9 protein-coding genes are annotated in these 14,971 nt (G+C 51.3%); all 9 read right to left on the minus strand.

What is annotated here, in order from left to right:
• Positions 1–17 precede the first annotated feature (17 nt).
• The gene (locus ACN0YN_RS01685) at positions 18–2,561 is read right to left on the minus strand and encodes an ABC transporter substrate-binding protein (RefSeq protein WP_417383241.1); all 2,544 of its coding nucleotides are present in this window, start codon (positions 2,559–2,561) and stop codon (positions 18–20) included.
• Complete coding sequence (locus ACN0YN_RS01690; RefSeq protein WP_417383242.1) at positions 2,558–6,226, minus strand: PQQ-binding-like beta-propeller repeat protein; 3,669 nt, start codon at positions 6,224–6,226, stop codon at positions 2,558–2,560. The genes ACN0YN_RS01685 and ACN0YN_RS01690 overlap by 4 nt, the downstream gene beginning before the upstream one ends.
• A 65-nt stretch (positions 6,227–6,291) precedes the next feature.
• Complete coding sequence (locus tag ACN0YN_RS01695; protein WP_417383243.1) at positions 6,292–7,497, minus strand: biopolymer transporter ExbD; 1,206 nt, start codon at positions 7,495–7,497, stop codon at positions 6,292–6,294.
• A gap of 69 nt (positions 7,498–7,566) precedes the next feature.
• Positions 7,567–8,043 carry an ExbD/TolR family protein gene (locus tag ACN0YN_RS01700; protein WP_417383244.1) on the minus strand — a complete coding sequence of 159 codons (477 nt, stop codon included), beginning with the start codon at positions 8,041–8,043 and terminating at the stop codon, positions 7,567–7,569.
• Positions 8,044–8,063: 20 nt separating this feature from the next.
• A complete protein-coding gene (locus ACN0YN_RS01705; protein WP_417383245.1) occupies positions 8,064–8,720 on the minus strand; it encodes a MotA/TolQ/ExbB proton channel family protein in 657 nt (218 codons plus the stop codon).
• A 22-nt stretch (positions 8,721–8,742) separates the two neighbouring features.
• Complete coding sequence (locus tag ACN0YN_RS01710; protein WP_417383246.1) at positions 8,743–9,642, minus strand: hypothetical protein; 900 nt, start codon at positions 9,640–9,642, stop codon at positions 8,743–8,745.
• Between the two features lie 36 nt (positions 9,643–9,678).
• On the minus strand, positions 9,679–11,400 hold the full coding sequence (locus tag ACN0YN_RS01715) for a HEAT repeat domain-containing protein (protein WP_417383247.1): 1,722 nt from the start codon (positions 11,398–11,400) through the stop codon (positions 9,679–9,681).
• A 195-nt stretch (positions 11,401–11,595) separates the two neighbouring features.
• Entirely contained in the window at positions 11,596–11,964 is a 369-nt protein-coding gene (locus ACN0YN_RS01720; protein WP_417383248.1) for a MazG nucleotide pyrophosphohydrolase domain-containing protein, read from the minus strand.
• A 29-nt stretch (positions 11,965–11,993) separates the two neighbouring features.
• The gene (locus ACN0YN_RS01725) at positions 11,994–14,900 is read right to left on the minus strand and encodes a tetratricopeptide repeat protein (RefSeq protein WP_417383249.1); all 2,907 of its coding nucleotides are present in this window, start codon (positions 14,898–14,900) and stop codon (positions 11,994–11,996) included.
• Between the last annotated feature and the right edge of the window lie 71 nt (positions 14,901–14,971).

Raw genomic sequence — 14,971 nt, forward strand, 5'->3', positions numbered from 1 at the left:
CGCAGAAGCAACACCATTTATTTCTGAGTAAAGAATTGCACATCGGGATAATAGGGTTCCGGTACCCATTGCTCGACGTTGTCATAAAAATTCAAAGGGCGATCCGCATAGCCTTTAATGTTTTTGCGAAAGACATGAAACCGATCAATCTCCCAGAGTGGGATGATATGAGCCATCGAGTAGAGCTGCTGCTGCAGTTTTTTTATCAGCTCTGTAGCCGATTCCCAGTCTGTTGCTTCGTCGAGTTCAATCAGTGAGAGTCGCATCCAGTCCGGGAGGATTTCCAGCGATTCGATTTGTGCGCCCTTACCCACCGTCAGGAATGGCCAGAGTTCTGCCACGGGCTCGGTCATGACAACCGTGCGGTAGACGATATCCCATTGCTGATTTTCTTTTGTGGCTTCTTCTGGGGTATTCGGGATCAGTACGACTTTCAGCCCGATCTGGGACCAGGCTTTGATCATTTCCTGAGCTGCGGCCTGGGCTTCCGGATTGGGATCACAGAGCATATGGAGTGTGGGAAATTTACCCCCCAGTTTTTTTTGTGAAGCGACCGCCAGCGCGACCGCCAGCGGGAAACTGTATTCGCGTTGAGGCACCTGCTGATTATAAACCTGCAGGCCGGTAAAGTATGGTGCCGTGACCAGTCGACCGTTCAACAGACGGGATTCGTGCAGCAGGGTTTCTGATAAAATCTTCTGCCGGTCGATCGAGTAGGCGAGCGCGCGCCTTAGTTCGATGACCTGCATCGGCTTGCTCTCGGGATTGAACTGCAGGACGTGAGTCAGAGGAATGGCGCTCTGCACGACATTGAAGTCTTCGCTATCCTGAAAATAGGAGACCAGCTTGGCCGGTAAAAAAGCGAGTGCCGAGACTTCACCCAGCAGCAGGCCTTGAAACGATTTTTCGAAACTGGGATAGGGGACCTCGTTGATCTGGGCGACATTGAAATCCCGCAGGTCGGCTGGTTCGGGTACGGACCTGCGATAGCTGACAATTCCATCCTTTTGATGATCGACAATAAAGCGGCTGGAAGCGAGGATTTCATCCGCCGCCGGTGATGGTTCTGCCCCCGCAGTTCCTGATTCCGCTATGGTAGAGATATTCTGCCAGATCGGAGGAGAATTCACCGGGTTGGAGAGCAGCCATTCCGTCCGCAGCGGGACACGATCAAAGTAAACTCTGAAGGTAAAAGGGCCCGTCGTTGAAACAGAACGGACATAACTGTCAAAGCGTTCGTCGTATTTTGCGGAGCCCGGAGTGATTTTACTTCTCAGGTAGTTCGTGATATCAGCAGCAATGATGGTGGGATGGGATTCCCAGGAGGAATAAGACTGCCTCAAGATGAAGTCAGCACGTCGTCCCAGGTCGGTAGGTTCCCATTGCTCAAAAAAGCGACTCTGGTAGTGGGGAGTTTGTTCGACTTTGGATACTTCAAATAACGGGATCTCGGTTAATGTACGATGACGGCGGGTCGATTCGCGTTCGAGAAAATACGGTGTTTCATCCAGAGCCGTTTCCAGCACGCCTACGTTGATTACGGGATAACGCTTCTGGTATCTCAGCAGAGATTCACGAAGTTTCGGATTGGCAGGCCAGACGACAACTGCTGTTGAAACTGCTTGAATTGCTTCCGGATACTGTTGCTGGCTGGCTGCCTGTTCGGCGGCTTTCAGAATGGAATTCGATTCATCGAGAAAAGCGGTTTTCCATTTGATCACCGTTTCCTGCCGGGGATACATCAATTCAAGACGGTTCAGATAATAGTGTGCTTTGCGGTATGCTTTTTCCTTCACCGCTTGCGAGATCATGACATCGATGATTTCACCGGCTAGTTGACTCAACCCGGGATATTCAGGCGCGCGGTTGTGAAGATCCTGAACATAAGCCAGAGCGTTGAGATACTGATGTGAATTCTGTTTGTCCTGCGCTTCCAGCAGCATCAGCTTTTTCTGCCTGTCCTCAAAGCCAGGCCAGTCTCGATGTTTCCGGTCGAGTACCAGCAGGAGCTCAAAGCCGGTTTTCAGGTCTTTCTCCTGGAATAGCAGATCGATTCTTTTGATCATCAGATCTTCATGGTGGATGACTTCTTTGACGCTTTTCCGTTGAATTCGATATTCAGGAGTTTCTTTGTCGCCGATCAGGGTGATCTGAATAAAATTCATATCGGCCCGCATTTTACGCTGTTCTTCGATTTCCTCTTTACTTTTGGGTTTAGGCCAGTTGTAGCTTTCTTTCAGGGCGAGGTCGAGTTGTCCCAGAGTGTCAGGGCGGGGATAGACCGGTTCGACGACCAGCACCGAATCGTTCTCGAGCACAATCCAGTCGACCGGTGGTTTCTTCAGCAGTTCTTCCACGGTCGGGATTTTCATTTCATCCAGCTTCGGCAGGATTTCCACTTCCTCACTGGCTGAGTCTTTGTCCTTTGTCTCCTGATTCGCGGGATCTGGTTTCGTCTCTGTTTTTTTCTCATTCTGAGCGACTGCAACCGGGAGTTCTACTGTGAGTGAAAACCCGAATATTGCGAACAGGATCAGGAAAAAGTTGCGCTGTCTTCTCATAATGATGCCTGACCTTTCTGCTGCAATGCCTGGTCAATGCGATACAGGCTGCCGTCCACGGTTGGTACAAGCAGGAAATTCTCAAGATTGACGACGGAGCCGATCGCCGGGAGCGGCGCGACCAGTTCGGCTGCAACTTTACCAGTCTGTAAGTCGACCGATTGTACTTTTCCATTCTGCAGCGAAAGCAGCAGCTGATTTTTCATCAGGATGGGTGGACCAGCCAGCGAGACGCCAGGTAAATCAATGTCCCAGATTTTCTCGAGCCCCTGATTAATGTTTAAGCAGCTTAACTTCTGCCTGGATTGGACGAACAGGTACTGATCTGTTAACCAGAGTTCGCTGGTCGCAGGAGATTCCAGCTGCAGTCTGGCTTTGGGTTGCAGCGACTTCAGATCCAGCAATTGTAGTTCTCCTGACGCATCCGCCACTGCCAGCGCGTCCTTCCCCACTCCCGCTTTGAAATCGATGGGCTGTTTTTTATCCGTGACAGAGAGGACAGCCAGATGGCGAACCGGGCTGGTGCGGTATTGGAGTGAGTAGATCTGGCCAGATGATGTGATGGCGATAAACTGATCTTTGTCGGATGGGATCAGTTGTCTCCAGCTCACGCTGGCATCGACGTCATCCGGGAGCACATGTTCCAGAACGGAATCCAGGCCGCGCCCCTTGCGGTAGACCGCGATTCGCTTGCGAAACGGGAGTGCAATTCCGTCACCGATCAGTACGGGGGGCGCATCGAGAGGCGATTTAATGTCAATCGTTTCTTCCAGTTGTCCGAACTGGTTCAGAATCCAGAGGGTCGGCTGAGGGGCACCGCAGTAAACGGCTATTTTTCCATTCGACAGACGACTTGATTGTAAAGATGTTGTGAGAGTTTCGGGGAGCTTGAGTTGTGTACTCGATTTTTCTTTGAACGGCGATTCTCCCGAATCAAAATCACTCTCACGCAGGCGGAAGATGTCGCCATCCGAAGTAATGCAGACCAGTCCCCGTTGATCGCCGGCTCCGTAAGGATAGGTGGCGATGATGTCAGTGCCCAGAATCGATTTCCAGGTACTCGACATTTCATCCCGATTGGCGATCGTGAAGATGACGGAATTGGATGAAAGCAGACGACGGGCCAGATAGAGGTTGTTCCCGATCAGCTGCATCGGTTGAGAACCCAGACCATCTGCGATTTTATTTTTATCCAGAGTGATCCCCGTATTCTGGAGCGTGAATTTACGCAGTGCAGAGCTGCACATCCAGAGTTGTCCACCAGAACCGGCAGAAAGATAGATCTGACAGGAAAGGGGATCCTGTAGCTGAGCCGACGCGATTTCGGTCAGCTTGCGTTTGCCCTCTTCGTCTGTGACGGTAAACGCTGTGATGCGTTCCGGAACGGTCGGGAAAAACATCTGCTTGCCACGCAGGACAGGCAAGCTGTGAACCTGCCCCTTGATTCGGAACTGTTCCAGTTCGTTGAGTGTCGCGTTCTGTCCGTTTCCATCCAGAACATGCAGCAATGCAGAGTCAGCACGATCGTTCTCACAAACCAGCAGCAGCTTGCCCATGGGAAGAATGGGGATCTGGATCGTGCCCGGGCGATGGCCAAGCGAAGCGACCTTCTGGCATTCAAAGGGGCGCAGACTGACCAGGTAGATGACTGCTTCAAAACCGGGGACGGCGACAGCCTGTTCGCCATAAACCAGTCCCGGTGCACCGACGAGAGGCTGGGCGAATTTGAGTTGGGAAACGATGTCTCCCTTCAGCAGGTCCAGATTCAGCAACTCGCCTCCACTGCAGGAGACAATGATCTGCCCCTGGTACACCAGGGGTTTCCCGGTCGGGCGGGAAGGCATGGGCTGTCGCCAGACCAGAGTTCCATTTTTCTGTGTGACACACAACAGTTCGCGTTGACGCGTATCGTACAGCAACAGAGAGGGTTCACTGCCGGCGATCGTCAAGGGAGCAAACGGTGCATCCAGGCCTGTGGGGCGACGCCAGATCGGGTCACCCGTAATCGAATCAATGCCGAAGCAACTGCCATTGGCTAACGCAAAGACATTGCGTCCATCGGAAACTTCATTCGAACGGGATCTCGTGTGCAGCGAGAGCGTCACTGCCTGGGGAAATTGTACCGGATAGTCTTCCGTCGCCGCTGGTACTGCATCATTGCTGGTCTGGACCAGTGATTTTTCCAGTTCCAGTATCTGTGTCAATACTGTCGCCATCTTGCGATCGTTTTGATAATAGGGGTAGCGGTCCAGCAGGTGGCGTCTCTGTTTCAGAGCTTCCAGAGTTTTTTTCTGCTTGATGGATTCTTCAATCTCTTTCACGGCGACATCAAAGACTTCTTTGCGCAGAATTTCTGCTTCTGCTTTTTCATAACCTGCTTTGATTTTGGCTAACAGCTCTGTGGGCGGCGCGTCGGTCGGACTGTAGCGCGTGATGATCTTCTCTGCATTACTGGAGACTGTTAACAGATCGCGTTCTTTGGTGCGGCTGGCCGTTTCGACAGCTCCGAGGGCGATACGCTGTCCATAATCGACCAGTGCAGGGTAGCGCTCTTTAAAATCAGAGTCATCGCGATGTTTTTTGATGAACTGGTTCGTCGCTTCCAGACCTGCATTCCAGGCGGGAGTCGAACCGGAAATTTCTTTTTCCACCAGTGATTCACTGAGCAGGATGCGTGCATCGTCGGCGTAGTCACTTTTGCTGTAATTTTCCAGAAAGTGTTCAAACAGCTGAATGGCCTGAGAATACTTGCCTGCCTCCATCTCCTGAACCGCTGCATCGAAATGTCGCTTCGCGGTATCCCGACCAATGACGAACCAGAACGTTAAGGCGACCAGCGCCAGCAGAATACTGCCGCCTGCCAGTGAGAGTACAAATGGAGAGCGAACCACCTGGCGTTCACCCGGACGCACTGCATTGCGGGTTGAACGTCGACGGACGCGGTCTTTCAGTGAGAGCGGGGTCTGTTGTTTCTCGGGGGAATCGTTGTCTGGTTCTTCCTCTTCTGTGGAATGCTCACTGGAACGGGACAGAAACGTGCGGGGCTGAGGTGACGCTGTAGAATTCGATTCGTCATCCACCAGAAGTTCGGCAGCAGAAGCCAGGTCCAGGTCGTCGAGATTCACGCCTGCTTCGCTCTCGTCCTCAGTCGATTCCTCCCGTTTGGAAGACTTTGCTGATTTGGAAGACTTCTTTTTTTTGGGTTTCTTCTCTCTCTGTGATTTTTTATCCTGGGGATCTTCCTCTTCTGCTTTTGGCTTGAGCGGGTTCTGTAACACCAGTTCCAGTTCATCCTGGCTGACCGGCTTCAGATCGTACATGGAGCCTTCTTCATCATCTGAAACATCAGGCAGGGGGGCTTCGAGGTCAAGCAGATCGACTTGATCCACAAACAGAATGTCCGCCTCACCAATCCGGATCAGGTCGCCATCTTTCAGCAGGGATCGGCCGGACATGACACCGTTGATTTCGATACCCTCACTGGTTGCAGCGAGAACTTCGAAGCCTTTTTTATTCCAGCTGATACGACATTGCATTGAAGCAACACTCTCATCGTCAATCTGCAAATCATTGGAGGCATGACTGCCGATCGAAACGGGCTGTTGTTTGGACAGCTCGATGATCTGATGTTTTCCAGACAGGAATGAGATTTCTAAACTTGCCATTTCAAATACTTATCTATACTGAAGGTCGGAGTCATACATTGCAGGAGTCTTCTGCCAGGAATGGGTCAGTCTTCGGGCCCCTTGTAAGAGGCGAGTCGGATTTTTTGCATGCCGACTTCATTTGCTGCGTCCACCACTGCGACCACCGTTTCATGTCGGGCTGCCTTATGGGCGCTTAATACCAGTTCCGATTTCGGTTTTCCATCCGCATCGCGTCGATCCAGGATTGCCTGGACGATTTCCGAAGGATTGGAGAGTTTCGTGTCATCAACGTAAATCCCGTTATTATTATCGATTTCGACGATGATGGATTCTTCCCGAAAGTCATCCAGTGTCTGCAGAGACTGTGAGACGCCATCTTCATCCGGATTGGGGGGCGGCACCTGGATACTTTTCTGCAGACTGAATGAAGCGGTAATCATGAAGAAAATCAACAGCAGGAACGTGACGTCGACCATCGGCGTCAGATCCATCTCTTCAAATTCCGAATCGACGGAACGAATAGAAAAACCATCCTCGTCGTCATCCTCTTCATCGTCTTCTTCGGGATGATAATATTTTACAGCAGCAGTCGCGGCAGCAGTTTGGGTTTCTGATACCTCTTCGATCTCTGTTTCTGCAACGGGAGGAGCGGTTGTTTCTTCAGGCTCGGGTTCGATTTCACTGGTGACAGGTTCGGAAACCGTTTCGAGCGGAGGTTCCGGTTCGATCACTTCCTCGAAAACCGCTGGTTCACTTTCTGCGACTGGTTCAGGCTCCGGCTCTGCAGCGAAGGTCTCTTCGACTTCCTCTAAGATATCCTCCTCTTCGAACAGCTCTTCTTCATCTTCCAGGAGTTCTTCGGGAGCTGACTCCAGCTGAGGTGCTTCCTGTTCTGCCGGAGGTTCGGGTTCTTTTCGCTTGTCAGATACCGCAGGTTCAGGTTGCGAGAACGATTCCGGTTCGGTTTCCGTTTCCTGTTCCCAGTCACCGGCGAGCAGTTCGTCCCAGCTTTCGCCGATTGGTCCCAGGTCATCCAGGTCGTGTAATAACTGGTCCTGTTCCTCATCCAGTGGCGTGTCTGCGACTGGTGTGGGGGCTGGCTTTGAGGTTTTCTTTCGAGGCGGGGGAGGTGGTTCTTCCACTGGAGGCGGATTACTACGCTTCTCCTCGCTCTCAAAAGGGATGGTGATCCGGCTGCGGCACGCAGGGCAGGCGACAGACTTACCCGCTTTTTTGCTGGTAATGCTTAACCGTTGACCACACTTTTTACAATAAAACTTGATCGGCATTTGAAATTCAGTGTTTGAGTATCAGTTTGTCAGGATCTAATCTGTCTTACGCTCTTCTGAGCGGGAAATTCAGTTATTTTTCTTTTCTTCAATTCCAATATAAAATTTCACGCCATCCACTTCGGTCACCGCACGTGTGACTTCCTGTACAAATCCATGCGGCACTCCGCGATCCGCTTTGATAATGACATCCATGACGCCGTTCTGAACCCGTTCGCGCACGCGGGCCGTCAGTTCTTCCAGTGTAACTTCAGTTGTGCCACCAGCTTCTTTCATCTCGACCACACTTTGACCGTTAAGTCCGTTTCCATCGTTGTGAACCAGGACGATGGTGGAACCCCGCGTATCGACGCCAACTCCATGCCGTGCCACGGGAACATCGGAGTCCTGAGTGGCCTGCATGGTTGAAGTGACCATGAAAAAAATCAGCAGCAGGAATGTGACATCAATCATCGGCGTGATGTCGAGATCGTCACCCCCTCCAGCAGCCGGACGTTTCTTCCAGCCATCGGAATCAGAGTTGAATAATGATTTCTTGCGTGCCATGTTCTTTGTGCCTTATTGAATCATGACTTCCGGGAGTCTTCGAGAATCTCGAGAAATTCGCCCGTGTGTTCCTGCACGGAATCCTGCAGTTTGCCGATGCGTACATGGATTAGTGCGCCCGCGAGGACCAGTGGAATTGCTACTGCCAGTCCGGCGGCTGTTGTGAATAATGCAAAACTGATTTCTCCCGCCAGTTGACTGGGGTCGCCGCCCGATTCCTGCATGTTGCCGATCTTGTCAAACGCGTTGATCATCCCGATCACCGTACCCAATAGACCCAGCATCGGGGCGCTTTTGACAATCGTACTGATCCAGGACATGCGGTATTCCAGGTCGGCCAGAATATCCCGTTCAAACTTTTCCGCGAGCATCTGCCTGAGTTTTTTTGCAGGACGTTCCAGGTTTGCCATCGCGACCAGAATCAGCTGAGGGACTGCTTTGCTCCAGTAAGGAGGCGAATCGCAGAGGTTGATCACCGATTCATAATCCTTCTTTTCGATGTCTTCATGAATCTGATCGAGAAATTCATTGGCTGCATTTTGTGTCATGAAGCGTTTTTGTGAGATTTGTCTGACCAGCAGAATCACACAAAAGACGCCGTAGAGAGCCGTCAAACCCAGTGATACATAGATGGCAATTCCGGCGGCGTTTAAAATCGGAGCAAGGGAGTAGTTCATAGTTGCCTGCTGATTATCTCATTTAATGGAAATAAGTTTGTCGGGTCACATCAAAGGTATATCCGGAACGATTTCCTCGAACCGTAAAATAGGTTCTGCGGATCTCATCAAAATTTTTATTGCGATATTTTTTTTCCTGCGTCAGTAGCTGGTTTTCCGTTTCCTTGGGATAGAAATGGAACAGGATCGCGCCGGTAACATCATATCCGGCTTTATTAAAGAGGCTGATATCGCTGGTTCTGCGTTCGCCGCCCTGCCAGGTCATATAGAGCCGCTTTTCGTCGGCACCCGAAGTGGCAGTACGCGCGACAGGTTTGTCTGATGACAGATTGGAGAGATAAACCATTTTCCCGCTGCGGAGCAGGGCACCCAGTTCAATTTTGAAATAATCCAGCTGCCGGGCGTAATCAATCAGAGAGCCGCGGTCTGAGAATTTAATAAACCACCGTTGCTCGCGCGGCAGTCCTTTTTTGCCTGGTCCAAAGCCCAGTGCCCGTTTGCCTGTGCCGGCAGCGCTACCGACTTTTCCCGAGTTGGTCAGATCGGTCTGCATCTGCTGTTGAACCTGCTGGGTGGCCTGGTCTGACAGTTCCACGACGCTGTCCAGCATTTCTTCCACCTGATTTTCTTCGGTGGGAGTATCGACCTGGGAAGGATCATCTACCGGATCCTCGGGAGATTCGACCAGCAAGTCCTCGTCGGGTGAACCATCTTCTGCTCCTCCTGACAGATCGATCAGTTCCAGAGCCACCTCGTTTTCTGTTTGCGGCAGGCGATTGGTGAACCAGACGATCGACAGCCAGAGGACGGCAATGACCAGAGCCAGCACAATTGCGATCAGCGACGAACTCACCTGGTCATACTGGGTCACCCGCATGACCGGTGATTTGCGATGATCTTCTTGTGGTGGAGCTTGTGCCATCGTAGGTAACAAATCTGTAATGGTTATGGATCGGAGTTATTTCGACGCGGGGAGCTGGTTGAGTATTTCGTAGAGGTTGAACTTTTCTTCAAATGGTTTGATGCTGTTATACCATTTCTGCCAGCGCTTCGTGGCCTCTTCTGACCATTGGTTGGCAATCTTAATACGTTCTTTATCATCCAGGTTCTCTGGCACGTCTGCCAGAGGATCTTCAGGCATTCCCAGTCCTCTGATTTTACGGCTGAGAGTACAGAGACCGTTGCGCGCTTCTATGCGTACGCCTAAATCGGGATCTTTCAAAGCGTCAATCAGCCGCGGCGCAACCGTAAAATCATTGGTGCGCGCCAGCGCCCAGATCGCAGTTCTGCGGACATCGGGAGAACGGGCTTCGATCAGTTTCAAAACTCGTTCTTTCTGCTGGATCAGTTTCTCTCGATCACCGAGTGTGATCGTCTCAATCAATGATTCCTGCGTGGCTTCCAGATTTGCATTCGCAGGATCTTCGAGTTGTGCCAGCAGTTCGGTGAGATCACCGGCCAGTGATTTACTTTCCACTTTCCCGTTTCGCATCTGAACTTCTGCAAGATTTTTGGGCAGCCCTCTGCCTCCGGCCAGCAGTCCTGCCCCGACCGCTTCGGGTTTGTATTTCGGCTTAATCGATTTCACGGTTGCCTTGGACAGAAAGATGATGGCCAGGCAGGTCGAAGGTGGGACGTTTCCCGCCCCGACCCAGCTGCCGTCTTCGCGTTGAGTCGTGAGCAGGTGACGGGCTCCATCCGCGTACCAGTCGTGAGGTCCCAGTTTTTTTGCATCTGCCAGCGCTGCAATTCGTTCCAATCCATACAGATAATAAATGGGCCAACCGGTCGGGTTACGGATGTTGTAATTTTTAATGACCCAGTTTTCCCCTTTTGATTTACCATTTTCGATTGCACTCAGTGGTACGGTCGGTTTGGTAATCAGGTTTTTTTCCGCTTCTGCAGGATCAGTGAGATTGACAGCTTCCAGAAATCCAAATCGTTTTTTCTTAGTACCATCGGTTGAGGTCTGGTCGGCTATCAGTGGTTTACCATCGGGGTACAGCATCATGGAGATCACAAACAGACTGCCTGTGCCGGCGACACACATCGTATGTTTAGCGGCCGATTCAGAAGCGACTGCCGGATGGTAGCCGAATCCGCCATCACGTAGCTGAGTCGATAAATGCCAGCGGGCCGCTTTATCCCAGACCGTTGTGGGGATCTGTATGCCGGCACGTTCTGCTGCCCAGAGCCCCAGGATGGCATATTGTGTAATACTGGTATCTCCATTGTGGGGAGTATCGCCTGGATAGTACCAGCTGCCGGATGAATGTTGTGTCCCGACCAGAAAATCCACGGTGGTCTGAATCTCTGTGTGATATTTTTCCGGGTCGATTGCTTCGAGGACCATTAACTGGACTCCCGCGCAATAATTGTAGTCTCCCCCCGGATTATAAAATAATTCACCCTTGTCATTTTTCTGATTATGGTCGGCCAGGATATTCTTGACGCAATTCTGAATAATAGGGGAATCCGGCGACTCACCGGCTTTCAGAAGTGTGTAGGCAACAAAGGCATTCAGACCACTGCGACCATAATCACGGCGTTCTTTCAGAAAAGCGACGCCCCGTTTAATGGCAGCATCGATTTCTGCCTGAGGGGGTTGGGCACGTCCGATTGCTGGAAGCAGACTGCATAGAATCAGAGCAGGCATCCACATTTTCAAAAATTGAAGCATGTGATGTCTTACCGGTTTTCGAGTATCTGCTGCGCACTTTGTTTTCATAGTGATGCGATAGCAATTTGAGATGAGAGATCATTGCTGACAGGAAACAGGTTTCACTACTTTCCACGCATCACTCCAGTCTAAATTCCAGAGTGAAGCAGTGTCAATCTTTATGACACAAATCTTGATGGGAATCGCATTTACGATTCAGGGCTTCCATGCCAGATCACAGGTACAAACGGCCTGATTACAGCGGGGACAGCCCTGTACATACTTGCGGGATACCGCCTGTTCCAGATCCACTCCCGCGACATTGGCCATGGTTGCCAGCCAGGCGAGTACGTCCGCGAATTCTTCCTCCAGATTGTCGCGATCCGTGTTATCCCGGAGTGCCGATGACAATTCTCCCACCTCTTCCATGAACCACATAAAGGTCCCTTCAATGCCCCGCGATTGATCCTTTTCATAGAACATCTTGTGGATCACCGCCTGGAAATCAGACAGCGACAAGGCATTCTGCTGTTGCAGATCTTCATTAGTAGAGGCTGAAGAGGGGGGCTGGGGTGTCTCGCTCACGAGGGATCCTTTTGTTAGCTGGTATAATTCTACAGTTTTTCTTTTAATTTTTTGCCGGCAGCATGCTCGGGGTTCTGTTGTAACAGTTGCTCGACTTCGGTTTCCGCTTCCTGTTTTTTTCCGCTTTCGAACAGGGTGTTTGCCAGCTGGTAGCGAGCTTCCGTATTCTTACCATCGAGTTGCAGCAGAACACGGAATTCGCGAATCGCCAGTTCAGACTGCTTCAGCTTCAATGCTGTCTCTGCCAGACATTCATGCGTATCGGGGTCAAGCACGTCAATCTGCAGCGCTGCCTGGCCCCAATGAAGTGTCTCTTCCAGATTACCTTCACTCTGATAGAGATACATTAACTCCTGCATACTGTCTACATCAGTGGGATCGAGGTGGACCAGTTTTAACAGCGCCGCTTTCTGTTTTGGTTCCTCTTTCAGGTGGCGATAAATGATCACGAGTCCCTGCAGCCATTCGGTCTGATAAGGATATTTTTCATGAGCCGCTTCATAGATTTCTAATGCTTGCGGATACTGTTTCTGTTTCAACAGGATTTTACCTGCCAGTTCCAGCACTTCCACATCCTCTGTTTTAGCCTTCAACGCCGGTTGCATGATCGCCAGCGCTGCAGGCAGATCTTCAGACAGCAGCTCCAGTCGCGCCATGGTCAGTGCAGCCTGTGGTTGAGCCGTATCTTTACTCAGGACGGATTGAGCGAGTTCCCGCGCCTCCTGTTTTTTGCGATGTAGCAGCAGGTTTGCCGCATATTCTCCAGCCAGGGTCAGATTTTGTTTGTCGGCTTCATACGCCTTTTGCAGTTCTTTAAAACTGCGCGTTGATTCGGTCTGGTAACCTTTCAGCGAATCGGTGATTTTTTTCAGATAGCCATGATAGCGCTTCTCAAATTCTTCGAGACTGATATGAAAGCATTCTTTCACAGCATCTTCTGTGGAACGCTGGTTCTGGTAGGAAGTCAGCAGCTTTTTTAATGCATCTTCGCCGAATTCTTCCACCATGAAGTCCGCACACAACAGGCTCTGGCAGTAAGCGAAACTCCAGTTATCCGATGACTTCGGTCTGACGAAAACGCCGTCCAGTTCTTCCAGCGAATAGATTTCTCCTTTCGGAACCCGCTTAACCAGCAACTGGTTGAATCGCTGAGGACGCGCGCTGCCTTCACTGCGTACTGCCAAAGCTTCGGTAAACCAGTGGGGAATTTTGTATTTCGTCTGCTGCAGGGTGAAGACATGCACCAGTTCATGCTTCAGCACACTGGCCCAGTTAAAAGGTTCTTTCATCGCCGTCGGTGAAGTCAACGCGACGACAGCGCCTGTGGAAGCACCAATCGTCTGGATCCAGGGGAGACCAATCATGCGGGCGCTGAACCACTGATGAGCGCCCAGTCCTTTGGCATCGTGATAGATTTCAAACTGGGTTTTGCCCGGCGGCTCATATCCGAACTGTGCGGCGAGTTCCGGATAGATCTCTTCCAGGTAATCCGCCATGTACTGCCCGAGGATCGCGTCGGCTTTGGAATCGTAACGAATCACAAAGTGATCGGTCACTATGGCGCCGTAAGACTCCAGTACGCCGAGCACTTTCCGCATATTACTGACACGGACATGGTAAGGATCTGACTTGAATGCTTCATTTAAGGTCTGCTGTGCCAGATCCGTTTTTCCCATCTGCATGTAGAGCATCCCCAGTGACGATTTGGGGCCGGAAAGTTGAGGCATCAGGCTGATGGTTTTCAGGTACGCGAATTCGGCGAACACAAAACGGCGTTTCATTTCCATCAGCTGTGCCAGCTCATACAGGAAGTAGCCTGGCTTGGGATTTTGTTTCAGAAGTTCCATCGTCAGTTTTGTGAAACGCGTTTTTTCCGTTTTCGAAGCTGTCTCTTCAGAGCCTGCGAACAGTTCAGCCAATGATTCGCGGGCGGGGACGCCATCCAGCAGCAGATAACAGCCCGCCAGTCTGGCCAGAACCAGTTGGCTGCGGGCATTGATGTCGGCTGCGGACTGTGCCGTTTTCAACGCCTGTTGATATTGGCCGTTAATCAGCTCCAGGTCACAGCGGGTGAGCAGCGCGTCGATCGACCGGGGATTGATTTCCAGCGCCCGTTCAATCATTTTAGCAGCCAGGTCAAATTCATGCACTTCAATAGAAGAAAGCGCCAGCGCGACATAGACGTCGGCCGCCTGAGGATTGATTTTCAGAGCCGCAGTAAATTCATCCGCCGCTTGGGGACGATTGTATTTTTCCTGCAGAATCGAACCACTGAGGTAAGCCGCCTGCCAGGCCAGCGGGTCTGCTTTGATCGCATCCGGACAGACCGTATTGATGACAAAGGTAAAGATCTGCGACACACTGTTCCACCGTGCGTACTGAGTGGCCCCTTCCGCGATCAGCAGCAGTGTCTCGGCGTCTTCAGGTTGAGCCCGATTATAATAACGGACAAACCAGCGGTAACCTTCGTTGGCTTCATCGATTTTGCCGGCGTCGGTCAGCAGATGTGCCTGGATCAGGTGAGCCAGCGGCTGATTTGCATCCAGTGCCAGCGCGCGCGTCACATACTGATTCGCTTTCTCATAATCTCCGCTTTCATAAGTGAGCCGGGCACCAGTCGCATGTAGAACAGGCTGGTCAGGCAACTGTTTGATCGCTGCTTCCAGTCGCTTGATAGCATCACTGGATTTGCCCATCTGGCGATCCAGTTCGATCAGTCCCCGCTGTAGTTTCAGATAGGCTTCTGCATTCTGTTGTGTGAACGCTCCCAGCTGTTTCGCTGCGTCGTTGTAGACTTCGCGTGACTCTTCGTAACGGCCATGCTGCTGATGCTCGTACGCGGTCTTCAATAATTCTTTGACGTCGGAGGTATCTGTTTTCTCTGAATCAGCCGGTAACAGGACGGGATTCGATGTGACACTGCATATAATAGTCAAACAAAAAAACAGGTTTCGGAGCATGTTGCAAAGAGAGTCTGACATTCTTAGATCCAAAGTAATATGGTGAC

The sequence above is a fragment of the Gimesia sp. genome, from assembly GCF_048260065.1.
Lineage (GTDB): Bacteria > Planctomycetota > Planctomycetia > Planctomycetales > Planctomycetaceae > Gimesia.

What these genes read in the sequence shown, in the direction of transcription:
- ACN0YN_RS01685 (WP_417383241.1), bottom strand. Translation starts at nt 2,561, where the DNA reads ATGAGAAGACAGCGCAACTTTTTCCTGATCCTGTTCGCAATATTCGGG.
- ACN0YN_RS01690 (WP_417383242.1), bottom strand. Translation starts at nt 6,226, where the DNA reads ATGGCAAGTTTAGAAATCTCATTCCTGTCTGGAAAACATCAGATCATC.
- ACN0YN_RS01695 (WP_417383243.1), bottom strand. Translation starts at nt 7,497, where the DNA reads ATGCCGATCAAGTTTTATTGTAAAAAGTGTGGTCAACGGTTAAGCATT.
- ACN0YN_RS01700 (WP_417383244.1), bottom strand. Translation starts at nt 8,043, where the DNA reads ATGGCACGCAAGAAATCATTATTCAACTCTGATTCCGATGGCTGGAAG.
- ACN0YN_RS01705 (WP_417383245.1), bottom strand. Translation starts at nt 8,720, where the DNA reads ATGAACTACTCCCTTGCTCCGATTTTAAACGCCGCCGGAATTGCCATC.
- ACN0YN_RS01710 (WP_417383246.1), bottom strand. Translation starts at nt 9,642, where the DNA reads ATGGCACAAGCTCCACCACAAGAAGATCATCGCAAATCACCGGTCATG.
- ACN0YN_RS01715 (WP_417383247.1), bottom strand. Translation starts at nt 11,400, where the DNA reads ATGCTTCAATTTTTGAAAATGTGGATGCCTGCTCTGATTCTATGCAGT.